Raw genomic sequence first — 23,456 nt, forward strand, 5'->3', positions numbered from 1 at the left:
AGAGAGACCTTGATAATTAGACCGAATATTTTGCTCATCATGACTGACCAGCAGCGCGGCGATTGTTTGAGCATTGAAGGACATCCCGTGCTGTTGACACCCAATATGGACAGCATCGCCGCACAAGGGGTGCGTTTTGACAGGTGCTATTCGACATGCCCTGTCTGCATCCCTGCCAGGCGGTCGTTATTGTCGGGACAATACCCCGATACGCACGGCATTGTTGGTTATTATCAACAAGCGGAGTGGGATGCATCGATCTCTTTGCCGACGGCGCTGAAAAATGCTGGCTATCATACATATTTGGTCGGGAGAGATATGCACCAATTTCCTCAGAACAAAAGATACGGATACGATCATACCGTAAGCTATCCGGATTACTGCGAATGGTTAAACAGCAGGTTATCTTACATCACCTACGAGCCTTCCGGACACTATTACGCAAGCGGCGTCATGCACAACAACAGGACAGCCAGACCATGGCCTCATGATGAATCTTTGCACTATACGAACTGGACCGTAAATGAGGCGCAGCGATTTATACAAAATCGTGATCCTTCGTGTCCGTATTTCTTGACCGTCTCCTTTCTTGCGCCGCATCCCCCGTTAATACCGCCCGAATTTTATATGGAACGATACATGAGAACGGGTGTCCCGGAACCGGTGATCGGCGAATGGGCTAAAGCTCCGGTAGCCGGGGGAAAGGGAAGTCCGGTCGATTCGGCCGAAGTATGTCTGTCGGGTGAAGAGTTGCTTTCATGCAGGTCCGCGTATTACGGCTTGATTAATCATATCGACGATCAACTTTCGCGTCTGCTTAGTAGCGTCGAAGCGGAAGGCGCGGATAACACCATCATCATTTTTACAAGCGATCATGGCGAAATGTTGGGGGATCACTACCTCTTTCGCAAAAGCGTTCCTTACGAACCGTCGGTCCGCGTTCCATTGTTCATTTCGGCTCCGCCCCGTTACGGAATAAGGAAAGGGCAGGTCATTAGCAAGCCCGTATCACTCGAAGATATCATGCCTACGATATTGGACTTGTCGGGCGTGGAGATTCCGAATACAGTCGAAGGATCAAGTTTGGCTCCGTTAATGCGTGAAGAGGAGGTTTCCTGGCGTTCCTACGTCCACATTGAGCATGGAGAGGGAACTGTAAACTTTCAACCTCACCATACGTTGACGGACGGGATCGAAAAATACATTTGGTTTGTACGGAGTGGAGAAGAGCAGTTTTTCGATCTTCGAACAGATCCGCAAGAATGCCGGAATGTATTCGATTCCGAGCATTACAGGGATGCTGTAGCAGGCTGGAGAAGGAAACTGATCGCAAAGCTGCGGGATCGCCCCGAACGATTTACGGACGGCGAGACCTTGATTAGCGGACGGCCTTATCCTACTTATATCGAGCGGCACAATTAGCTTGTATAGAGGATATCTGTCCGCCCTCTTCGGGCACGATTCGCGTAACCGGAATTGTCAAAAAATACGAGGGAGGGCAATCGATTAAAGTCACTCTCTATGGCGATAGCATTTCTGTCGGACTCAATGCAAGCGTAACCAGGGAAGAAATCCGAACAGCTTTGACAATAAAAACATCGTCAACAAGAAACTACAACCCGATCTCTTTGATTAACACATATAAATGCAATCGAGCCCGTGTCACAATGAGAGCCATCTATCAAGAATTGAGGGTGGACGAAAGGTGGCATGGGCTTACTTTATGGAAGAGGATACGATGGAAGTGCAGCGTTGGATTAACATTTACGAAAATGGGATTTATTTGGAGATTCAGATTGCCGAAAGCGGAGATGTCCGTCTGGTTCATCTATCTCCCTTCCCAGCGAATGAAGATGTACTAGGAACAGAGGAGGAACGAAGAACGCGCCGGATCGTCGAACTGCAAGCGACGGGCGAAGATCGGAACGATCATCATGCGTCCAAATATACGGGGACAATGCCGGGAGGGAGGCTGAAGTACGAATGCCACAGGGATTTCTATAACGAAAATGGACGAAAGCTTGAAGTGATTATGGAAGACAGGGGGATGTGGGTGACGGTGCACTATCAATTTTACAACGATATCCCTGTCATTCGTGCTTGGACGGAGGTTGTCAATCAGAGTTTGAATTCCATACCGATGGAATACGTCTCCTCGTTTACGATGACAGGTATCTCGAGCGGAGGTAGCGGGTCATGGGAAGCCAAAAGCCGACTGCATATTGCACATAATGCATGGCATGGAGAGTTGCAGTGGAGAAGTTATACGTTATCTGAGCTAGGATTAACGAAAGTAAATGATTTTTCGATAAAAAGACTTTCGTACAGCAACTCGGGAACATGGTCTTCCGCCGATCTTCAGCCGATGGGTGGCTATGAGAATACAGAGGCGGGAATGGCCCTGTGCTGGCAAATCGAGCATAATGGTTCATGGCATTGGGAGGTGAGCGATAAGGCGAATGGTCAACTCTACTTACAATTAAGCGGTCCTACGGAGAATGAAAGTCATTGGTGGAAAAATGTCGCGCCCGGCGAAACATTTATCTCCGTTCCTGCGGCGATTGCGATTGTCAAAGGGGGTTTCGAACAGGGAATTGTGGAATTGACGCGTTACCGGCGAGAAATCCGTCGCTGGAATGAAGATAATGAGCGACTGCCGGTCATTTTCAACGATTATATGAATTGTTTATTCGCTGATCCAACTACCGAGAAGATTTTGCCCTTAGTTGATGCGGCCGCTTCGGCGGGGTGCGAATATTATTGCATCGATGCTGGCTGGTATGCGGACGGCGAATGGTGGAGCGATGTCGGACTTTGGCAACCGTCACGGAGACGTTTCCCAGGCGGATTACAGGAGGTGCTCGACTATATCCGGGCGAAAGGCTTAATTCCGGGACTTTGGCTGGAACTTGAAGTAATGGGCATCCATTGCCCCTTAGCGCAACAAGTGTCGGATGAATGGTTTTTTATGCGACATGGTAAACGGATCATGGATCACGGCAGGTATCAATTGGATTATCGACATCCCAAGGTCATTCAATATGCAAATGAAGTGCTCGATCGGCTAGTGACGGAGTACAAGGTCGGTTACATCAAGATGGACTACAACATTAATGCAGGTATTGGTACAGAGGTTAAAGCCGATAGCTTCGGCGATGGCTTGCTGCAGCATAATCGTGCTTACCTGCGCTGGCTTGATAGCGTATTCATTCGTTATCCGGAGTTGGTGATCGAGAATTGCGGAAGCGGCGGTATGCGTATGGATTATGCATTGCTCGCCAGGCACAGCGTGCAGTCGATTAGCGATCAGACGGATTACCGCAAGTTTGCGGCGATATCCGTTGCCGCTCCTACGGCGCTCACTCCAGAGCAATCAGCTGCTTGGTCTTATCCGCTTAAGGAAGGAGATCGGGAAGAGGTCATCTTTAACATGGTGAACGGCATGTTAATGCGAGTTCATCAGAGCGGGCACTTGGCGGACATTTCATCGGATCGCTTCGAATTGATTCGCGAGGGGATTTCCTATTACAAGAGTATCCGAGCATCTATTCCGAAGGCTCTTCCATTTTGGCCGATTGGCCTACCTAAGCATGGCGATCATTGGCTTAGCCTTGGATTAAGATGCGGTGAGAATGCTTATGTGGCTGTTTGGAGATTAGAAGGCGGAACGAAAGAGGAGAGATTTCCTATTCCGGGCTGTGATGGAAGGAAAGTAACGGTTCGATGCGGATTTCCCCAGCATGAGAGCCGCAGTTGGAGTTGGAGTCAGCTTGATGGAGCGCTAATTGTTACACTTCCAACGGAATTTACGGCGCGCCTATATGAATTGCATATTGAGGAGGAGTAGCCAATGGCCAAAAGTTGTGTCTATGTTGTATTGTCAATTGCTCTAGCAATGGTTGTCTTCGTTCATGATGACAGGGCTTACGCAGCGGGCACGACGGATTATGTAAGCAGTTCGACCGGCAATGATGCTAATGACGGGACGAGCGCAGACACTCCATGGCAAACATTGGCGAAGATTTCGTTCCATACGTTTAATCCTTTCAGCAAGGGGAAGATTGGGTTAGAAACGTATAATGCGACTGCGCTATACGATAACGTTATACTCATCGAACAATAGGAACGCAGGACGCCTCGATCACCGATCGGGGCATTTTTTTATCCATACAATATCGTAACAAACTACATCCAATGTTCTATTCTCAGCACATATTAAGGGAAGGTCGCCTATGGCACAATCAAAATAGGAAGGAGCTACAACGGTGACGATTACCTGAACATTCACGATAATTCCGTTCAGGGTTTCGAGCGAATCAATGATCGGACCGTCAGCTTAATTCGTGTGGTGGCATAGCGTAATCCCTTTGCGCTAGGAGACGAAATCGAGTTTCGAAATGAAGATCTGTCGCCTGCCGGGCTCACGGAACGTATCGCTGGCGTGGAATGGAATAAGGAGGAGTTCGTTTATGGTACTAAACTCGGGGTTATCGGACTTGATAAAGTATGAGGATTTTCAGCCGGGCGAATTGTGGCTGGATACGAATGGAAAGCCTATTCAGGCGCATGGCGGCAGTATTTTATTCGATAACGGTATGTATTACTGGTATGGAGAGAATAAAGACGGCCCGAACAGACTAAGTCGGATCGGTATTCAGCGGGTGGACGTAATTGGCATATCCTGCTACTCTTCAAGCGATTTATACAACTGGACATTCGAAGGCATCGCGTTGCCTGCGGTTTCCGACGATCCGAATCACGACCTTCATACGTCCAAAGTGGCGGAGCGTCCGAAGGTTCTGAAGAATGATCGAACTGGCCAATACGTCATGTGGCTTCATGTCGATAATGAGGACTATACATTGGCTAAAACCGGTGTGGCCGTAAGCGACAATCCAGCGGGACCATTTATTTTTGTGGGAAGCAAGCGCCCTAACGACGTGGATAGCCGGGATATGACAGTATTTAAGGATGAGGATGGGACGGCGTATTTAATTCATTCGTCTGACTGGAACAAAACCCTGATCATATCGAAGTTAACAGATGATTATACAGATTTGAATGGCGAGTTTACGAAAGCGTTCATCGACCAGTCCCGGGAAGCGCCGGCGGTGTTTAAACATGCGGGAAGGTATTACTTACTATCCTCGGGTTGTACGGGGTGGTATCCCAATGTTGCTCTCGTTGCCGAGTCGGATCGGATGATGGGACGGTGGGAGCTAAGGGATAATCCGTTAATAGGACCGAATGCCCGGAAGACGTTCTATGCGCAGAGCACGTATGTGTTTCCTGTCCAAGGACTGGATAACTGCTTTATTTTTATGGCTGACCGATGGCGACCGGAGGAACTTGCGGATTCTAGATATGTATGGCTTCCTGTCACTTTTACGGATGACGGGATAGAAATCAAGTGGGCGGATCGCTGGGATTTGAATACGTTTAGAGAATGAATACATGAAGTCAGGCCGTTCCTCAATTTGAGGAGCGGCCTTTTCTTGATTAAGCTGAATTATAGCCGTTCACAACCTGTCTGTAATAGAAACTAATTGCTAGATATATTATTGAGAAGTTGAACCCGCATCTTGAGCATACGGTTGAAAGAAGAACGAAGTATTATGTTAAGCATAATGATTAAGCTATCGGGTAACTATAGCTCATTATACAAAAACGGAGAAGTCAGCCGGTCCTTGTGGTCGGCTGACTTTGCGATTTTAAGGAAATACCGGGTGACAAAAACATTATCTCATTCGTCTCGGCAAATAGATTCTTCAGTACGTTTAACTGCGCTGGGGTGCTTTTTTCTTGTTACTTGTAATTACCCTTTTGTGTTATTTCACGAGCTCAATAAATTTGCTTGCCGCATTGGAAAGCGGCATGTTTCGCATGATCATAAATCCCACTTGTGAAGGTGGCATCTTAATATCTAATTGAATTTCGAAGAGGGAGCCCTCTTCCAATTCCTTGGAAATGAATTCTTTTGTTATGTAAGAGATTCCGAGGCCTTTCCGTGCGAATTCGATGAGAAGATCTACACTTCCCACCTCAATTTCCGGTTTAATCTGATGTCCGTAACTTTGAAATAGTTCCGTGATAGCCATCCGCACCCGGCTATTACGTGAGAACAAGACAATGGGGTACTGAAGCAGCAGCTCCAGTGAGAGTACTCTGTCCTTAAGCTCAGCATAATGAACCCCCGCTACAAAGCAATCCTGCAGCTCAATTCCCCTCATCACTTCAAGCTGCGAATCGACGATAGGCATACGAACGACACCCAAATCGATTTTGCCTTCTTTCAAGAATGCAATGGTCTCAGGGGTCGTCCCGTGATTCAGATGCAATTTAATGCCGGGATGCTTCTGATGATAGCTCTCCAAGTAAGGAAGCAAGTAGTGCTTGAACAACGAGTCGCTGCCGCCAATCCTAAGCTCGCCGCTGTCCAGATTTTTGAGTGCAGCCATCTTTTCTTCTGCTAACGTGATTAGGATCTGAGACTTCTCGATATAAGAATAAAGTATGGCGCCCTCTTGCGTTAAGTTAACGCCTTTGGAATTCCGGTAGAACAAAATGACGCCGAAGCTGTCTTCCAACTGCTTGATGGCGTGACTGACGCTTGGCTGGGTGATATACAACGATTTGGCGGCCTTAGACAAGCTTCCCGTCTTTGCGGCCCAATAAAAAACCTTATATAGCTCGTGATTGATCATAGACGTGGTCTATAGCTCCTGTGAAATATACTAATTACATGTATAGGTGATATTCGTATTATAGTGGATTTAAGAAATAGAAACCAGAGCTAGCAAATTAGCCCTGTTGAAAGGAGAAGAAAAATGGAGTCTACCACGTTTGTCTTGTTTGGAGCGACAGGGGATTTAGCCAAAAGAAAAATTTACCCTGCCTTGTATAATTTATTCGTTGATCAGAAGCTGCCTCATTCTTTCAGTGTGATCGGCCTTGGAAGAAGGGAACTATCTGATGAAGCCTTTCAAGCTAATGTAGAGCAATCTCTTCGTATGTTTTCCAGGAGAGAAGTGAAAGATCCCGTTTTGGTGAAAAAGTTTTTACGCACCTTCCGCTATAGTGTGCTAGATGTAAGCCGTAAAGAAGATTATCAGAAGCTGCTTCAGCTCATTGAACAACAGGAAGCTGAGCTTCGCATGGCGCCAAACCGTATGTTTTATTTGTCCGTAGGCCCGGAATTTTTTGAAACCATTGCAGCGAACATCCAGGAAAGCGGACTTGGTTCCGCGGATGGCTGGAAGCGACTGGTGATCGAGAAGCCGTTTGGCCATGATTTGCAATCTGCTCGAGCGTTGAATAACAATCTGAGCAAAGCTTTTACGGAAGATGAGATTTTTAGAATCGATCATTATCTCGGCAAGCCAATGGTGCAGAAGCTTGAGGTGCTGCAGCAGAGCAATCCAGTCCTTCAGGCATTATGGGATAACCGTTACATTGCTAACGTTCAAATAACGGCGAATGAAATCGTCGGCGTCGAAGAAAGAGCTGGTTATTACGATCATGTTGGTGCTGTAAGAGACATGTTCCAAAACCATATGCTGCAATTGCTTATGATGCTGACGATTCACCTCCCGAACAACAGTACGTCAGAAAATGTCCGTTTCAAAAAGAAACTGGTGATGGAGGCACTGGAGCTGCTGCAAAAAGAGGATCTTAGCTCCCATGTTGTTCGCGGACAATACGGAGCAGGAACGATCCAAGGGAAACCGGTGATCGGATACAATTCCGAACCCAACATTGCCGCAACCTCTAGAAATGACACCTTTATCGCAGTTAAGCTGCAAATCGATGATTATTCATGGCGAGGCGTTCCTTTTTACATCCGCACAGGCAAAAGAATGAAGGACAAATCGACGCGAATCGTAATCGAGTTCAAAGAACCTTTAAAACAGTCCAAGGCAAACGATGATACGAAGAAACCTAATCTTCTCGTCATTGAAATTAGTCCGAACGAAAGCATATCGCTGCAATTAAATACAAGAAATCCTCAGAACAAAGGGGAGTTCAAGCCCATGCATATCGACTTCCACGAGAGTGGAGACAATGTACCCGAGGCTTACGAGAATTTAATTGGCGATGCTTTGCACGGAGATTCTACATTCTTCGCACATTGGGACGAAGTCGAATTATCATGGCAATGGGTTCAGCCTATCTTAGATGCATACGAAGAGAACCGAGTGCCGCTTCATCTGTACGCAGCTGGCAGTAATGGTCCAGCAGAGTCAGATGAGCTGTTAGCTCAGGACGGCTATCATTGGTGGTTTGACGAGATGACGGAACAACAAATCGAAACCAAAGAAGGAGAACAATATGCCTATCACACAAACAATTGATCAACTGGCAGTCGATACGATCCGCACCTTGTCGATTGATGCCATCAATGCCGCTAATTCCGGACATCCAGGACTTCCTATGGGAGCTGCGCCTATGGCGTATGCACTTTGGGGCAAACTACTGAATCACAATCCAGCACATGCAAAATGGTTCAACCGCGATCGTTTTGTATTATCCGCAGGTCACGGCTCGGCTTTGCTTTACAGCCTTCTGCATTTGTCTGGCTATAACGTCTCAATAGAAGATGTGAAGCAGTTCCGCAAGCTGAACAGCAAAACGCCTGGACATCCTGAATTTGGCCACACAGATGGCGTAGATGCAACAACTGGTCCTCTAGGACAAGGTATTGCGATGGCGGTAGGCATGGCAATGGCTGAAGCGCATCTGGCTTCGAAATTCAACCAAAGCGGGTTTCCAGTCGTCGATCATTACACGTATGCGCTTGTCGGAGATGGCTGCTTGATGGAAGGAATCTCTTACGAGGCCATGTCCATGGCGGGACATATGAAACTGAACAAATTAGTTGTATTGTACGATTCCAACGACATCTCCTTGGATGGTGAACTCAATCTTTCCTTTGGAGAGAACATGCAAAAAAGAGCAGAATCCGCAAATTGGCACTATTTGAGGGTTGAAGACGGCAACGACATCGAGCAAATTACGAAAGCGATCGAAGCAGCCAAGCAAAATAATTCCCAGCCGACGATTATTGAAATCCGGACGATTATAGGTTACGGAAGCAAAGTAGCGGGAACGAATAAAGCGCATGGCAATCCGCTCGGCAAAGAAGAAGCAAAGGCAACTAAGCAAGCTTATGGATGGAAGTATGAAGAAGAATTCACGGTTCCTGAAGAAGTCAAAGCTCATTTTGCACAGCTGAAACAAAATGGCGAAGCAAAAGAAGCAGCATGGAACCAATTGATCGCTTCCTATAAAGCACAGCATCCAGCACTTAGCACAGAGCTTGAGCAAGTCATCGAAGGCTCCGTCGTAATCGATGCCGCAGATATCCTTACCTTTGATGCTTCAAAAACAGTTTCAACTCGTGTAGCAAGTGGTCAAGCGATTAATCATTTCGTAAAATCAGTTCCTTCGATTTTTGGCGGCAGCGCGGACTTATCACATTCAACGATGACTGATATTAGCGGTGAGCAAGTGTTTGCGGTTGAATCCTATGCTGGACGGAATATTTACTTCGGCGTTCGCGAGCATGCAATGGGTGCAGCTGGCAACGGCATGGCGCTGCATGGTGGAGTAAAACCATTCGTAAGCACATTCTTCGTGTTCAGCGACTATCTGCGCCCGTCCATTCGTTTGGCTGCACTGCAGAAACTGCCTGTTACTTATGTATTTACCCATGATTCAGTAGCAGTTGGTGAGGATGGGCCTACGCATGAGCCAGTTGAGCAGTTGACTGCGCTGCGTACCATTCCTGGACTTACGGTCATTCGTCCTACCGATGCCAATGAAACAGCAAGTGCATGGGCTTATGCCTTGCAGCAAAATGAAGGTCCGGTAGCGCTGGTACTGAGCAGACAGAACCTGCCTATATATGAAGCAACCAAAGGCAATGTTGAAGCGGTAGCCCAAGGAGCCTATGTCCTTACGGAAACCAATAATCAGCCGGATGTCATCCTGATCGGAACCGGTTCCGAGGTTTCTCTGGCCGTGAGCGCCAAAGCTGAGCTCGAGAAGGAAAATATCTCTGTACGTGTAGTTGCTATGCCAAGCCGCGAGCTGTTCGACCGTCAATCATACGCTTATAAGCAGTCCGTACTGCCTGCTTCCGTCACGAAGCGTTTAGCAATTGAAGCGGGTATCTCGCTTGGATGGGAGCGTTACACGGGACCAAGCGGCAGCGTATTGTCCATCGATACATTTGGAGCTTCAGGACCAGGAGCTGAGGTCTTGGAATACTTTGGCTTCTCCGTGGATAATGTGGTTCGTTTGACGAAAGAATTACTATAGTAAAACGCAAGAATTGAGAACAGGCGACTCTGTTCAGTCGGAACTTTCTTTCGCGGATATGTGTGTAAGTTTAACCATGTTAAATAATAACCATAAAAAAAACGGAGGTAATAACTATGAAATTTTTTATCGACACTGCGAACCTGGTAGATATCAAAAAGGCCTATAAAATCGGCGTCTTGTCCGGTGTTACGACAAATCCATCCTTGGTTGCCAAAGAAGGCGTGAAATTCGAGGATCGCATCGCTGAGATTTTACGTGAAGTACCTGAGGTCGAATCCGTTTCAGCCGAAGTTACACCTGATGCAATAACAGCTGAGGACATGATTGCGCAAGCGAATGAACTGATCAAAATCAATAACAATGATAAAAATATCACCATTAAGCTCCCGATGACGCTGGCAGGCTTGGAAGCATGCCGTTACCTGACAAAAAAAGGCGTAAAAACAAACGTAACACTGATCTTTACCGTGAATCAAGCACTCTTGGCTGCTCGCGCTGGTGCAACCTATGTCTCCCCGTTCCTTGGCCGTTTGGATGATATATCGGAAGATGGCGTTCTACTCGTATCCAAAATCGCTGAATTGTTCCGTACGCATAACCTGGATGCACAAATTATTGCGGCTTCTGTCCGTCATCCGGATCACGTGACACGCGTAGCCATGGCAGGCGCACATATCGCAACCATTCCTTTCTCAGTCATTGAACAAATTTCCAAGCATCCTCTAACGGATCAAGGCATGGAGAAATTTGCTGCCGATTGGAAAAAAACAGCTCATTAAGCATTTATCTGCAACTAGACAGTAATGACAGGGAGGTAGCAATAGTGAAGAAACAACAAATTGGCGTGGTCGGTTTGGCTGTAATGGGTAAAAACCTGGCCTTGAATATTGAAAGCAAAGGGTTCTCGGTTGCGGTGTATAACCGATCTGCGGAGAAAACAAATGAACTATTGGCAGAAGCGCAAGGGAAAAATTTCGTTGGCACGTTCAACGTCGAAGAGTTCGTCCAATCGCTGGAGACGCCGCGTAAAATCCTCATCATGGTCAAGGCGGGTCAACCCACTGACGATACCATAAATCAGCTTGTCCCTTACCTAGATCAAGGAGATATTCTGATCGACGGCGGAAATGCATATTTCCCTGATACGCAGCGCAGAAACAAAGATCTTCAGGCTCAAGGCTTCCACTTCATCGGCGCAGGCGTTTCTGGAGGCGAAGAGGGGGCATTGAAAGGTCCTGCCATTATGCCAGGTGGGCAAAAAGACGCGTATGATCTCGTAGAACCGATCCTGACAGCCATTTCGGCCAAAGTGAACGGTGATCCTTGCTCGACTTATATTGGAGAAGACGGCGCTGGCCATTACGTCAAAATGGTACACAACGGCATCGAATACGGTGATATGCAGCTCATCGGTGAAGCTTATCATCTGCTCAAGGATGTACTGAACTTGAGCACCAGCCAGCTGCATGACATTTTTACAGAATGGAACAACGGCGAGCTGGATAGCTATTTGATCGAGATAACGGCGGATATTTTCAAGAAGACAGATCCGGATACAGGCAAACCGATGGTGGATGTCATTCTCGACTCGGCAGGGCAAAAAGGAACTGGCAAATGGACAAGCCAAAGCGCATTGGATTTGGGTGTTCCATTGTCCATCATTACGGAATCCGTGTTTGCACGGTTTATCTCCGCGATGAAAGAAGAACGCGTAGCCGCAAGCAAGCAGCTGAATGGTCCTGCCGTATCCAACTATGACGGCGATGCTAAGGAATTCATCGAGGCCGTTCGTAAGGCTTTGTATACGAGTAAAATAGCTTCCTATGCACAAGGCTTTGCCCAGATGAGAGCTGCTTCTGATGCATACAACTGGAATTTGAACTATGGCAGCATTGCGATGATATTCCGCGGAGGATGTATTATCCGTGCAAGATTCCTACAGAATATTAAGGATGCCTATGACCGGAATCCGGCACTGAGCAATTTGTTCTTGGACGATTATTTCAGCCAGATCGTTGATAACTATCAGGAGGCTTGGAGAAAGGTAATAGCGATTGCCGTAACTAGAGGAATTCCGGTTCCTGCTTTTGCTTCTGCTTTAGCTTACTATGACAGTTATCGATCTGAGAGGCTGCCAGCTAATTTACTGCAAGCGCAAAGAGATTATTTTGGAGCACATACGTTCCAACGCCTTGATAAAGAGGGAAGCTTCCATTTCCAATGGATGGACAATAACGAATAACATGTAAGTGTGATGCTTATAGAACGATCTATTCAATTTCAAATACAATAAGGCACTCCTTTGGGATGGTTATGAAATGTCAAATTTCATGATACTCAACATAGGAGTGCTTTTTATTTGTTAAAGATTTTCGATGGGAAAGCCCGAAGAATGGCTGCCACCGATACCCAGCGAAAGGGAAGCGCAATTCGATTATACAATCCACTCTATTAATATCCCCACTTGTTCTGCCATGACACGAGGTGGAGAAGGCATTCGATTCTTGAACCACCATTCCACTAACTCTACGTAAGCCCCTTTTAAATGTGGCCTATAAGGCTGTTATGGCAGAGTCCCCTCACAGCCTCCGGCATAGTAGGGGTTAGCTCAAAAGATGCCGGTGCCGCCTCAGCTCATAGAGGGGTACCACCAGCAAAACGCAGATTTACACCGTTAAGGGGATTTGAACATTAAAATAACCAGTTTTCACCCCGCTAAGGGGTAACCGTTAGAAACGAAGACACATACAACTTTTTTTGAAAAAGTAGTAACTATACAATTTAACGTGTTAAGACATGTACATTCTACTAATGAGATATAGCACCGGGGTGCATCCAATGAGAGGTTTCTCTTTGATTCAAATGATCCCGATTATAAAAAAGAAGGAGCACTATATCGCTCCTTCTTCTTCTTTGGATATTTCCGCTACCAAGTACTAACAATATTGAACGTTTAAGCCACGTTAATACCGGAAAGAGGTCTTGCTCAGATACCTTACACCTACCTCAACCTACCCCAATAACGCTATTGAGAATATGCTGAATTATTTGTGATTTATAAATTGGGCTCCCGTTTTGCAAACTCTTGTAACATCCCTCTTATTTGTTCTACCAATAAAGCAGGCGCTTTCTTTGGGGAACCTGTGTCAAACGGAGGCTGAGGATCGTATTCCAAAATCAGCTGGACTCCTTTACTCATATCTTCTCCCAATTCCCATGCTATTAATTGAAGTGCCATATCGATACCAGAGGAGACACCGGCTGCTGTAACGATTTTGCCCTGACGAACCACTCTTTCATCTGTTGGAATTGTTCCAAGAGATTGAAGCAGGTCGAAGGATCCCCAATGACTGGTGGCTACAATTCCATTTAACAAGCCTGCGGCGCTCAAAATCAGAGAGCCGTTACAAACCGACGTGGTCCATTTCGTAGTTTCATGTATTTGGCGAATCCAATTTAACGTTTCTTCGTCATTCATTGGAGTTTTATAATTTGGCGGACTGCAACCTGGAACAACGAGAATATCAGCTGAAGTAACTTCAGAAAAACTGTAATCGGCATGCAAATAACCCATATTTGAGTCCAGTTTGATTAACCCTTTTTTCTTAGCGACAAACTTCACTTCACATTTCAGTGTAGCAGCAAATACATCGTATGGACCAATTGCATCTAATGCTGTGATTCCATCGAAAAGCATGATTGCGATTTTCAAGATGATCTCTCCTTTGGAGTGGGATTCTATTCTTACACACAAACTATAACATACTCATACGGGGTATGGGTATGTAGATATTGTGAAAACACTGCTCGGCGTTCTGATCATGAACGGTATCGCCCACAACCAGAAAGTGACCTTTGGAAGTAATAATACGCTTACCAGTGTAAAACCCCCATGCCGTAGACCAAGGTATTTTAATTTCAAACATCTCTTTCCACAAATATTGATTGAGAAATGCTCATGTAAACCTTTAATAGTACGTTACTTGTCAAAAAGCATACTTTATGACAAGTTGGAAAACAGGCAATATTCCACTTGTCATAAAGTATGCTTATTTATTTTGAAACACTGCACTTTACTGATATGCTTTTTGACACGAAGTTTCGTGAACTCGGAATTGAAGAACGGTATATCTTCATGGACAAGCAAAGTGGTAAGGACTTCAACCGGCCACAGTATCCGCGTTTTGCTGGTGGTACCTCATAGAGCTAAGTAACAAAAGGGGAAGGAATGGGCTACTTCAGCATGTTTATGAGTATTGCCATGGTAATTGGGCCGGCTTGTGGACTCTACTTATGGAAAGACAAGAACATCACGTTATTGCTTGTGACCGTTTGTGTCATTGCTGCGCTTTCTCTTCTGTTTACGTTGGGGATACGGGTACGTCAACCAAAACAGGGTAATACAAAGATGACTTTGAACGTAGAGCCAGTTAAGCGGAAAAAGGGCATGCACTGGAGTGACTTTATCGAGCCTAAGGCGCTACCTATTTCATTGGTGGGGTTTCTTCTTGCCGTATCTTATAGCTCATTATCTGGGTTTATGGCCTCTTTTACAACTGAGATTCATCAATCTCAAGTGGCGGGTATTTTTTTTGTTGCGTTTGCAATCATGATTGTATTATTTCGACCTCTTGTTGGAAAAGTATTCGATAAATATAACGAACATTACTTATGCTATCCCGGGATTTTGTTGTTTACAGTCGGTATGTTCCTGTTAAGTCAGGCGGACTCCGGAACGATGGTTTTGGTGGCCGGCTTCATTATGGGAGCAGGGTACGGAGCGCTTTTCTCTAGTTTTCAGGCACTTGCCATCTTGCTGTCCCCCGAAAACCGCAGAGGGAGCGCCAATGCGACGTTTTTCTTGTTGTTTGACTCCGGTTATGGGGTAGGTTCTTATTTCATGGGATTGATTGCATCCTTTACGGATTACCGCATGATGTATGTTTTCGCAGGCGCCATTGCGATGCTTTCTGCAGGCCTGTACTATGGTCTGCATCATCGCACTCGAGCGAAGCAGACTATTCAGAATCAAAATGCCATGTAAATTGCCTTTCCGACAGGATGCAATAATGAATTGATTGACATTTAATTAAGATTGGGGTAGCCGTACAATAATACCTTCAAACAAATCAACTTTGAGGGTCTAGAAATCGAAGCAAGTATGGGCGGCTGAACATATCGTTCGTTGACCTAATCATGGGAGACGAGAACTTAATAAATCCACCTAGCGATTCTCACTCCCATGTCTCAACGGATCTTAGCCCATTCATTCCTTCGTCACATCTTGGAGGTCGGACTTTCTAACGGAACGGGTCCGAGCCCTTTTGCGTAACGTTTCCCGATACTCCGGACGATTCCCGTTAGCGCAATCAATTATTATTGTCTTAACCTGTATAGCTTCGATGAACCAAATTACAAAAAACCTTGAATCATACGATCTTGTACGACCCAAGGTTTTTAATATTTTTAAAGATTACCTCAGCTTCATGTTATGCCTTCTTTAACGCTGATGGCGGGTAACCAAACCGCTCTTTGAATACTTTTGAGAAGTGGGCTGCATTCTCAAAGCCAATCGTAAAACAAATATCCGTAACGGATAAATTCGAATGAGTTAACAGTTCTTCCGCCTTGTCCAACCGACGATTGCGTATCCATTGTAGAGGAGATGTGTTGTACGTGGCTTGAAACTCTCTTTTAAAAGCAGATAAACTTCTTCCAGATAAGTATGCAAGATCGCTTATTGATACAGGGTTCATGAAGTTCTCCTCAATAACTTCGGCAATACCTTTCTTAGTTTTGCGTTTAAGCTGTAAAAACTGAAGCAGAAACCGATTGTCTGCGTCCACTACATTGAATAATAATTCCAGCAGCTTAAGCTTTACCAGTCCATCATTTATTTTTTCAGAATCATTGAAGTAAGGCTTAAGAGACTCCAAATAGCCGACAAGACGATCATTTACGGAGTGAACAGACACCGGAACAATCAGTGCCGGATATGATGATTTATAATCTGCCAGTTTCATAAATTCACGGAGCACATCTTCTTTCAGGAAAAACATCATGTAGTCCAATTTATATTCAGAATCCGAATCTCCCGATTTCTCATATTCGACAACAATCGATTTTTGCAAAAGTATCATTTCATTTTTAAGAACCGTATATTCCTGATTTCCGAATCTCACCGTGTACATTCCCTCAAGGACGAAGAGAAGCAGGTGATCCTCTAAAAACATGGTTCCCTTTGTGCCTTGGGTATGTGTGCAGGATTCAATCACAGACAATCCTTTCAGCTTTAAGACACTTTGATTATACGGAGGCCTACTAAGGGCTTGAGGCGCCTTAACAATCGCACTGTTTCTTACAGACATCAATTATTCCTCCTGAATATAACTGCAAAATATATTCGCCCCTATGACGAATATTCCTTTTCAAAATAAAGCAAAAGTAATTTTGCTATAACTCCAATCAACTAACGTTACTGAGCCCCGCCAAATAACGTTATTACGAATCATTCTTTAATTTTCCTTTCTAGGGGTAGTACCAGCGAAGCTTACACCACCCGCACAGTTGAAGGATTATTTATAAATAATCAGTTCCAAAATTGAGCTAGCATTTCGTGTTATCTTACCTCTAATACTTGAGAAATTCAAGAAAGGGGTTTGAGTCCGAACAAGCTTGCCGCGATCATCTTTTCCACATCTGTATGCCAAACTGTCTTTGATGTCGAAGTGCCAGAATGCCTCGACAAAAACATTAAAAACCTTGGGTCGTACTGAGTACGATTCAAGGTTTTTTGTCTGTCATGTGGTTCATTGTAGCCGTGCAAATGAGCGAAATGAACAAATGTATAGAGCTTTGGAACAAAGTAATGGATGCGCTGGTGAAGTAAACTTACCTCATCAGGAAAACAAATCAAGCTGAACAGAAAGGAAAGGGAAATGATTATGACAAAACAAAAGGTTTGGTTCGTAACAGGAGCATCAAGAGGTTTTGGATTGGAAATTGTCAAAGAAGCGTTGGGATTCGGTGATCAGGTTGTGGCAACGGTCCGGAATTCACCTGAATTATTGGCAAGCAAGTTAGATAATCCGGATAACCTTAGCGTGGTCGTGCTTGATGTCACTAATGAACAACAGGCTTACGAGGCAGCAGGACAGGCAATCAAACGATTCGGTAGGATTGATGTGCTTGTCAATAATGCAGGATTCGGCCTGCTGAGTGCAGTAGAAGAAGCGACGGACAAGGAAGTAAAGAGAAATTTTGAAGTCAATGTGTTCGGGTTGTTAAACGTTACCCGCGCAGTTCTTCCTTATATGAGAAAAGAACGTCCGGGACATGTGATCAATATTTCCTCGATAGGCGGATTAACGGGTAACGTCGGATGGGGGGTGTACGGCTCCACAAAATTCGCTGTTGAAGGATTAACGGAAGCAATGGCAAAAGAATTGGCTCCGCTAGGCATTCATGCTACTGTCGTAGAACCCGGTTTGTTCCGAACGGAATTCCTGGATGTAACGTCACTGACTCGTACCAGCCGTGTAATTGACGATTATGCGGAAACAGTAGGTGAGATGAGAAGTTTCGCCACTGAGGTTAACAAAAAGCAACCCGGCGATCCTGTCAAGTTAGCCAAAGCATTAATTCTCTTGGCTAATGCGGAGAAACCTCCGGTACACTTACCGATGGGAAAGGATACCCTCACTTTCTTCAAAGAAAAAATGGATCTTTTCGAGAAGGATATTGAGGCATGGTTTGACGTGATAACAGGCACAGACCATGATGATGTGATTTCGTGAGGTTCGATATTAAGTAGCATTAAACGAATATTCGATTTAATTTAGCCACTGACGGACGATTCGAAGCGTTTATCCACGATCAGTCATTTGGTTAGGGTTTGCTGTTAAAGAGGCTCCAAGCATTCGCCTTCGTATGATTCACTTGAGTCTAAGCAGTAATCAATAAATCAAATGAAAAGAGGACAAAAAATGAATTCGAAATACAATCAACTGTTCCAACCTTTCACATTCAAAAATGGTATCACGATCAAGAACCGCGTCGTTATGGCACCAATGACAACCTGGGCAAGCAACGATGATCTAACCATCTCCGACGAGGAAGTCAGCTATTACCGCAAAAGAGTTAACGGGGTTGGACTCGTTATTACGGGGTGCACGCAGGTCACTCCAAATGGACAAGGCTTTACGAATGAATTTGCCGCTTACGACGATTCCTTTATTCCGAGTCTGCGAAAACTTGCTGATGCTGCGAAAAGCGGCGGAGCTCCTGCTTTGCTTCAAATTTTCCATGCCGGGAATAAAGCTTTGCCGGACCTCGATATCGTAAGTCCTAGTGCAATGAAAACGGAAGCTACGGCTTTTGCTCCAAGCGTAGAAACAAGAGAGTTATCCCATGGGGAAATCTTATCCATTATCCATGCCTTTGGCGAAACCACAAGAAGAGCGATCGAAGCTGGATTTGATGGTATCGAAATTCACGGGGCACATGGATTTTTGATTCAAAACTTCTGGTCCCCAATAACAAATCAACGTACCGACGAATGGGGTGGCACACTCGAAAACCGCTTGCGGTTCCCAACTGCACTTATTGAAGAGATCAAAAGTGTCATTAAGAAGCATGCACAAAAACCATTAATTATAGGCTTCCGTATTTCCCCTGAAGAATCGAGAGAAGGGGGACTGCGAATGAAAGATACGTACGAATTAATCGAGCGGCTTGTTCAACTGGATGTCGATTATATTCACGCTTCGTTGGATGACGTATCTTCAAAACCAATTGACAGCGAAGATGACAAAACGAGACTCGAATTGATTCTCGACAAAGTAAACGGCAGAGTACCGGTCATGGCTGCAGGTTCTGTCAAAACACCGGACGATGCCCTTAAAGCTGTAGAGAAAGGGTTACCGCTTTTTGCTATTGGGCATGCGCTGGTAATGGACCCTGAGTGGGCCCAAAAGGCTTTAAATGGCCGTGAAGCCGAGATCGATACGGAATTGAAAGTCTCGAAACTCAGCCAGCTTGAACTGCCGGATAAGCTTTGGAATGTAATTCAGGCAATTCCGGGCTGGTTTACGATCAGCAAAGAAGAAGAACAAGTGAAATAAAGGGAAATCGTTTCATATTCGTCAAAATCATAAAAATCATGCGTTGATTAATCAATCCACATTGATTATTCCACATACATTGATTTAACTAATTTGGTGAAAGTAAACGGAGGAGGGAATTTGAATGTCAGATGCAAAGACAACTAACTGGTGCACAGAAAACGATTGGAGATTTTGCACCAGAACTTATCGAATTAACCGATGATGTTTTATTAGGAAATGTGTGGGGGCGAAAGGACCTTTCTCCTCATGAGCGCAGTTTAATTACCATATCCAGCTTGATCACGGGCGGAACAACTGAAATTTCATCTTAATAAAGCAAAGGAAAAGCCGAAAGCGATGTCTGCAATTATGGTTGCCAAAGAACTGTTCCAATAGGAAAGTAGTTATTCCAAAGCAGCAAAAGTAAAAATAGTTTAACCAGGTCTGATCAATTAGCAGCTTTACATCGCATTGGTGAAATTTAATGACTTAAAAACTCAGTAATCGCATACAAGCGTAACAACATAGGAGGAAAGAAAATGACAGACAAAAAAGTTTGGTTTATTACAGGTGCCGGGCGTGGTATGGGTGTAGATATTGCAAAGGTCGTCTTGGCTGCTGGCCACCGGGTCGTCGCCACCGGTCGCAACACCGACACCGTTGCCAAAGCTGTGGGAGAGTCGGGCAACCTTTTGGTGGTCAAGCTCGATGTGACTAGCCCTGCAGACGCCGAGGCAGCTGTCAAGGCTGCGGTTGAACGGTTCGGCCGCATCGATGTGCTCGTCAATAATGCCGCCAACTTCTACGCGGGCTACTTTGAGGAGCTGACTCCCGAGCAGATCGAGTCGCAATTGGGGACGGCCCTCATCGGACCGATGAACGTCACCCGTGCCGTCCTGCCTGTGATGCGTAAGCAGCGCTCGGGGCACGTGATCTCGATCTCGTCGAGTGCGGGCCTTCTCGGGTTCGAGTTCTGTACCGCCTACGCCGCGTCGAAGTTCGGCCTCGAGGGATGGATGGAGTCGCTGAATGCTGAGGTTGCGCCTTTCGACATCAACACCACCATCGTCAACCCAGGCTTTTTCCGCACAGAGCTCCTTACGAAGGAGTCGGTGACATACGCAAAGCCGATCATCGAGGACTACGCCGAGCGCAGAGCAGGGCAGCTAGAGTGGTGGAATGCCCAGAGCGGACAGCAGCCTGGCGACCCGGCTAAGCTCGCTCAGGCGCTGATTACGATCGCGAGCGAGGAGCAGCCGCCGACCCGGTTCGTCGCAGGAGCCGACGCCATCGGCGTCGCTGAGCTGAAAATCGCCAATCTACAGGCGGAGATCGACGCCTACCGTGATCTTTCGATATCTATGGCACACAAGCAAGCATAAGCACTGGAACTGATCTTGCCGGACCGCACCAACTAGCCTGCATCCGTCGCGATTGCATTAGCTCTGGCTGCGGTCTCCTTAGCCGTATCTGCTCGTCCTCCGAAACGGTTAGCAGTCTAAGGTGATGGAACTTAAGAAATCAGGAACAGAAAGAGGTTTATACATGATGATGAACTTGATTGAAAAAGGAACATTTGAAGGCGAACGCCCCTTATTTAAGATTGCTAACGTGCAAATTAAGCATAGTGAATTTTTAGTAGGGGAATCTGCCGTTAAAGAGAGTCGAAATCTGAAAGTGTCGGATTGTAGTTTCTCCGGTAAATATCCTTTTTGACATAACAAAGGTATAGAAATTCAAGATTGCTATTTTTCAGAAGGTAGTCGTGCAGCGATTTGGTACACAAGCCATGTTCGCATGACTAATTGTAGAGTTGATTTGCCTAAGATGTTTAGAGATGCTCAAAATATCACCATTCACAAGACGCTGAAAATAAGTGATAAAAGAGGTGGAAAACCACGTGATCAATATTCTTGTTGTGGAAGACGATATAAAGCTAAATAAAATTGTATGTGCTTATCTGAACGATAATGGCTACCGTGCTATCGGATGCAAAACCGCTTCGGAGGGGTTTGATAAGATGGTTGACAACATGGTGGACTTGATTGTTTCGGATATTATGATGCCTGAGATGGATGGATTTGAGTTTGCGTCCCATATAAGGAATCAAGATAAAACTATACCGATTTTGTTCGTGACCGCCCGTGACGATATTTCCTCCAAGCAAAAGGGGTTCCGAATCGGCATTGACGATTATATGGTCAAACCGATTGATATGGATGAATTGGTATTGCGTGTTGGTGCTCTGCTGCGCCGAGCTAACATTGCCAATGAAAAGAAGATGTGCATAGGAAGCCTTCTGATGGACGCGGATGAAATGACGGCTTATTTGGACGGAGAGGAAATTCCGCTTACCGTCAGGGAGTTTAACATCCTTTTCAAGCTCCTGTCTTATCCTAAGCGGACATTTACCCGAAACCAGTTGATGGATCAGTTTTGGGGTATGGAATCAGAAAGTACACCTAGAACGGTGGACGTATATATTACCAAGCTACGGGACAAATTTGGTGGCTGCAAGGACTTTGAAATCGTTACGGTTCATGGGTTGGGATACAAGACGGTATTGAAATGAAACTTAAACGGAAGAAACGGGATGAGCGGGTCAATGTACGCTACACATGGGTTAGAGATTTTATTGGTTTATTCCTAATACTGATAGTCATCAATAGCGGTTATATCCTTATTTTTATGGCAATCTTCAACATAGAGCCTACAGTCTCCAATTTATTAGTACCGGATACGATGGCTTTTTTAATTTTTGCCACACTGATATTATGTACGATCACTACCATGTTGCGAAGTTACTCCTTGAATCTTCCCACGCAGCGGCTAAGTGAAGCTGCAAAAAGAATTGCCGAGGGAGATTTTTCTGTCCGTGTCGCCCCATTGCGCAAGGATGGAAAGAAAGACTTCGTTGAAGTGATGTTTGATGATTTTAATAAAATGGCGGGGGAACTTTCCAGTATTGATACCTTAAAAAATGACTTTATCGCCAATGTATCTCACGAGATCAAAACGCCGCTTTCCGTTATCCAGAGCTATGCTTCAGCCATTCAGCGTGATACGCTATCACCGGAAAAGCGAAAAGAATATTCTGAAACCATCCTGACTGCCTCACAAAAGCTGACCGCATTGGTCACCAATATTCTGAAACTCAGCAAGCTGGAAAATCAGGAAATTACGCCGGTGGCCAAGCTATTTGACCTGAGTGAGCAGCTGCGCTGCTGCACCCTTGCTTTTGAGGATTTATGGGAAAACAAAAGTATTGCGTTTACAGCCGATATAGCGGACGATGTGACCGTAAGCTATGACGAAAGTATGCTGGAGATCGTATGGAATAACCTGATTTCCAATGCTATCAAATTTACTGATCCGGGCGGTTCCATTGCATTGACGCTGAAAAACGAGGATGGCTTTGCCGTGGTTTCGGTAACAGATAACGGCTGCGGTATGGACGAAGCAACAGAAAGTCATATCTTTGATAAATTCTATCAGGGAGACACCTCACATTCGCAGGAAGGAAACGGATTGGGGCTTGCTCTTGTAAAAAAGGTCATTGAAATTATTGATGGCGGAATAACGATTGACAGTAAAGTGGGTCTCGGTACAACTTTTACTATCCGGTTAAAAAAAGTATAGCTTGTCATATCTAAAAGCCTTTTCTTGACTTGAACGTCAGGGAAGGCTTTTTATGTTCGCATTATTTCACATTAATATTTCTTTAACAATTGTTTGACAAGTCAAAAACAACTGCCCTATAAAGTAAGGGCATCAAGAGGTTCACCAAACTTGTAACCAAGGAGAGATAAAAAATAAGTGTTGGTCGATCACAAGGGTGAGCTAAATTAGCAATTTACTTTCTTTTTATTAATTTGACGATAGGTGGGAACTTAAATTGATTGAAACATTATACACATTGTGGCCTGTTACACTACTCTGGTTAGTATTGCATATTCTTGGGGTTATTATTTTTATCAAAAAAAAGAAAAGAAAGAGGGAGGCTTCTCGTCTTAATAATTAAAAAAGCCA

18 protein-coding genes and 1 pseudogene are annotated in these 23,456 nt (G+C 45.2%); 16 read left to right on the plus strand and 3 right to left on the minus strand.

Features of this window, described 5'->3' with window-relative positions:
- Window positions 1-9: 9 nt before the first annotated feature.
- The 4 genes from EKN16_RS07535 (at window position 10) to EKN16_RS07550 (ending at window position 5,450) form a co-directional block, all read left to right on the plus strand.
- Window positions 10-1,422 carry an arylsulfatase gene (locus EKN16_RS07535; RefSeq protein ID WP_125655093.1) on the plus strand — a complete coding sequence of 471 codons (1,413 nt, stop codon included), beginning with the start codon at window positions 10-12 and terminating at the stop codon, window positions 1,420-1,422.
- Window positions 1,423-1,705: 283 nt separating this feature from the next.
- Window positions 1,706-3,847 (plus strand): glycoside hydrolase family 36 protein, encoded by a 2,142-nt coding sequence (locus EKN16_RS07540; protein ID WP_311547873.1) that lies wholly within the window; start codon window positions 1,706-1,708, stop codon window positions 3,845-3,847.
- A gap of 3 nt (window positions 3,848-3,850) precedes the next feature.
- The gene (locus EKN16_RS07545; RefSeq protein WP_125655095.1) at window positions 3,851-4,123 is read left to right on the plus strand and encodes a hypothetical protein; all 273 of its coding nucleotides are present in this window, start codon (window positions 3,851-3,853) and stop codon (window positions 4,121-4,123) included.
- Between the two features lie 346 nt (window positions 4,124-4,469).
- Window positions 4,470-5,450: a glycoside hydrolase family 43 protein gene (locus tag EKN16_RS07550; RefSeq protein ID WP_125655097.1), complete on the plus strand. Its 981-nt coding sequence runs from the start codon at window positions 4,470-4,472 to the stop codon at window positions 5,448-5,450.
- A gap of 378 nt (window positions 5,451-5,828) precedes the next feature.
- Here EKN16_RS07550 and EKN16_RS07555 read toward each other — a convergent pair whose 3' ends face one another.
- A complete protein-coding gene (locus EKN16_RS07555) occupies window positions 5,829-6,704 on the minus strand; it encodes a LysR family transcriptional regulator (RefSeq protein ID WP_125655099.1) in 876 nt (291 codons plus the stop codon).
- Window positions 6,705-6,827: 123 nt separating this feature from the next.
- Here EKN16_RS07555 and zwf point away from each other — a divergent pair, with 123 nt between their 5' ends.
- The 4 genes from zwf to gndA all read left to right on the plus strand — a co-directional run bounded on the left by zwf (window position 6,828) and on the right by gndA (window position 12,565).
- Window positions 6,828-8,351: a glucose-6-phosphate dehydrogenase gene (zwf, locus tag EKN16_RS07560; RefSeq protein ID WP_125655101.1), complete on the plus strand. Its 1,524-nt coding sequence runs from the start codon at window positions 6,828-6,830 to the stop codon at window positions 8,349-8,351.
- Window positions 8,335-10,320, plus strand: a complete 1,986-nt coding sequence (gene tkt, locus EKN16_RS07565) for a transketolase (protein ID WP_125666002.1) — start codon at window positions 8,335-8,337, stop codon at window positions 10,318-10,320. The genes zwf and tkt overlap by 17 nt, the downstream gene beginning before the upstream one ends.
- A gap of 116 nt (window positions 10,321-10,436) precedes the next feature.
- A complete protein-coding gene (gene fsa / locus EKN16_RS07570; protein WP_125655103.1) occupies window positions 10,437-11,102 on the plus strand; it encodes a fructose-6-phosphate aldolase in 666 nt (221 codons plus the stop codon).
- Window positions 11,103-11,146: 44 nt separating this feature from the next.
- Window positions 11,147-12,565, plus strand: coding sequence for an NADP-dependent phosphogluconate dehydrogenase (gndA, locus tag EKN16_RS07575; RefSeq protein ID WP_125655105.1), 1,419 nt, complete (start codon window positions 11,147-11,149; stop codon window positions 12,563-12,565).
- Window positions 12,566-13,378: 813 nt separating this feature from the next.
- On the opposite strand, the gene EKN16_RS07585 is transcribed toward gndA, so the two are convergent.
- Window positions 13,379-14,035, minus strand: coding sequence for a DJ-1/PfpI family protein (locus tag EKN16_RS07585; RefSeq protein ID WP_125655107.1), 657 nt, complete (start codon window positions 14,033-14,035; stop codon window positions 13,379-13,381).
- A 516-nt stretch (window positions 14,036-14,551) separates the two neighbouring features.
- On the opposite strand from EKN16_RS07585, the gene EKN16_RS07590 reads away from it, so the two are divergent.
- A complete protein-coding gene (locus EKN16_RS07590; RefSeq protein ID WP_125655109.1) occupies window positions 14,552-15,367 on the plus strand; it encodes an MFS transporter in 816 nt (271 codons plus the stop codon).
- 445 nt (window positions 15,368-15,812) lie between these two features.
- Here EKN16_RS07590 and EKN16_RS07595 read toward each other — a convergent pair whose 3' ends face one another.
- A complete protein-coding gene (locus EKN16_RS07595) occupies window positions 15,813-16,691 on the minus strand; it encodes an AraC family transcriptional regulator (RefSeq protein WP_125655111.1) in 879 nt (292 codons plus the stop codon).
- Window positions 16,692-17,267: 576 nt separating this feature from the next.
- Between EKN16_RS07595 and EKN16_RS07600 the strand changes: the two genes are divergently transcribed.
- From EKN16_RS07600 to EKN16_RS07635, 7 genes and pseudogenes are all read left to right on the plus strand, one after another.
- Window positions 17,268-18,119 (plus strand): oxidoreductase, encoded by an 852-nt coding sequence (locus EKN16_RS07600; RefSeq protein WP_125666004.1) that lies wholly within the window; start codon window positions 17,268-17,270, stop codon window positions 18,117-18,119.
- 189 nt (window positions 18,120-18,308) lie between these two features.
- Window positions 18,309-19,445, plus strand: a complete 1,137-nt coding sequence (locus EKN16_RS07605) for an NADH-dependent flavin oxidoreductase (RefSeq protein ID WP_125655113.1) — start codon at window positions 18,309-18,311, stop codon at window positions 19,443-19,445.
- Window positions 19,446-19,576: 131 nt separating this feature from the next.
- Window positions 19,577-19,759: a carboxymuconolactone decarboxylase family protein gene (locus tag EKN16_RS07610; RefSeq protein ID WP_311547872.1), complete on the plus strand. Its 183-nt coding sequence runs from the start codon at window positions 19,577-19,579 to the stop codon at window positions 19,757-19,759.
- A 207-nt stretch (window positions 19,760-19,966) separates the two neighbouring features.
- The gene (locus EKN16_RS07615; RefSeq protein WP_125655115.1) at window positions 19,967-20,809 is read left to right on the plus strand and encodes an SDR family NAD(P)-dependent oxidoreductase; all 843 of its coding nucleotides are present in this window, start codon (window positions 19,967-19,969) and stop codon (window positions 20,807-20,809) included.
- A 169-nt stretch (window positions 20,810-20,978) separates the two neighbouring features.
- A pseudogene (locus EKN16_RS32910) lies at window positions 20,979-21,371 on the plus strand (DUF3737 family protein).
- Window positions 21,328-21,999: a response regulator transcription factor gene (locus EKN16_RS07630; protein ID WP_125655119.1), complete on the plus strand. Its 672-nt coding sequence runs from the start codon at window positions 21,328-21,330 to the stop codon at window positions 21,997-21,999. Before EKN16_RS32910 ends, EKN16_RS07630 begins: the two are co-directional and overlap by 44 nt.
- The gene (locus EKN16_RS07635) at window positions 21,996-23,066 is read left to right on the plus strand and encodes a sensor histidine kinase (protein ID WP_125655121.1); all 1,071 of its coding nucleotides are present in this window, start codon (window positions 21,996-21,998) and stop codon (window positions 23,064-23,066) included. Before EKN16_RS07630 ends, EKN16_RS07635 begins: the two co-directional genes overlap by 4 nt.
- Window positions 23,067-23,456: the final 390 nt, after the last annotated feature.

Origin of the sequence: Paenibacillus baekrokdamisoli (assembly GCF_003945345.1) — a bacterium.
Taxonomy (GTDB): Bacteria; Bacillota; Bacilli; order Paenibacillales; family Paenibacillaceae; genus Paenibacillus_Z; species Paenibacillus_Z baekrokdamisoli.

What these genes read in the sequence shown, in the direction of transcription:
- EKN16_RS07545 (WP_125655095.1), top strand. Translation starts at nt 3,851, where the DNA reads ATGGCCAAAAGTTGTGTCTATGTTGTATTGTCAATTGCTCTAGCAATG.
- EKN16_RS07550 (WP_125655097.1), top strand. Translation starts at nt 4,470, where the DNA reads ATGGTACTAAACTCGGGGTTATCGGACTTGATAAAGTATGAGGATTTT.
- EKN16_RS07555 (WP_125655099.1), bottom strand. Translation starts at nt 6,704, where the DNA reads ATGATCAATCACGAGCTATATAAGGTTTTTTATTGGGCCGCAAAGACG.
- zwf (WP_125655101.1), top strand. Translation starts at nt 6,828, where the DNA reads ATGGAGTCTACCACGTTTGTCTTGTTTGGAGCGACAGGGGATTTAGCC.
- fsa (WP_125655103.1), top strand. Translation starts at nt 10,437, where the DNA reads ATGAAATTTTTTATCGACACTGCGAACCTGGTAGATATCAAAAAGGCC.
- EKN16_RS07590 (WP_125655109.1), top strand. Translation starts at nt 14,552, where the DNA reads ATGGGCTACTTCAGCATGTTTATGAGTATTGCCATGGTAATTGGGCCG.
- EKN16_RS07595 (WP_125655111.1), bottom strand. Translation starts at nt 16,691, where the DNA reads ATGTCTGTAAGAAACAGTGCGATTGTTAAGGCGCCTCAAGCCCTTAGT.
- EKN16_RS07600 (WP_125666004.1), top strand. Translation starts at nt 17,268, where the DNA reads ATGACAAAACAAAAGGTTTGGTTCGTAACAGGAGCATCAAGAGGTTTT.
- EKN16_RS07605 (WP_125655113.1), top strand. Translation starts at nt 18,309, where the DNA reads ATGAATTCGAAATACAATCAACTGTTCCAACCTTTCACATTCAAAAAT.
- EKN16_RS07610 (WP_311547872.1), top strand. Translation starts at nt 19,577, where the DNA reads ATGCAAAGACAACTAACTGGTGCACAGAAAACGATTGGAGATTTTGCA.
- EKN16_RS07615 (WP_125655115.1), top strand. Translation starts at nt 19,967, where the DNA reads ATGACAGACAAAAAAGTTTGGTTTATTACAGGTGCCGGGCGTGGTATG.
- EKN16_RS07635 (WP_125655121.1), top strand. Translation starts at nt 21,996, where the DNA reads ATGAAACTTAAACGGAAGAAACGGGATGAGCGGGTCAATGTACGCTAC.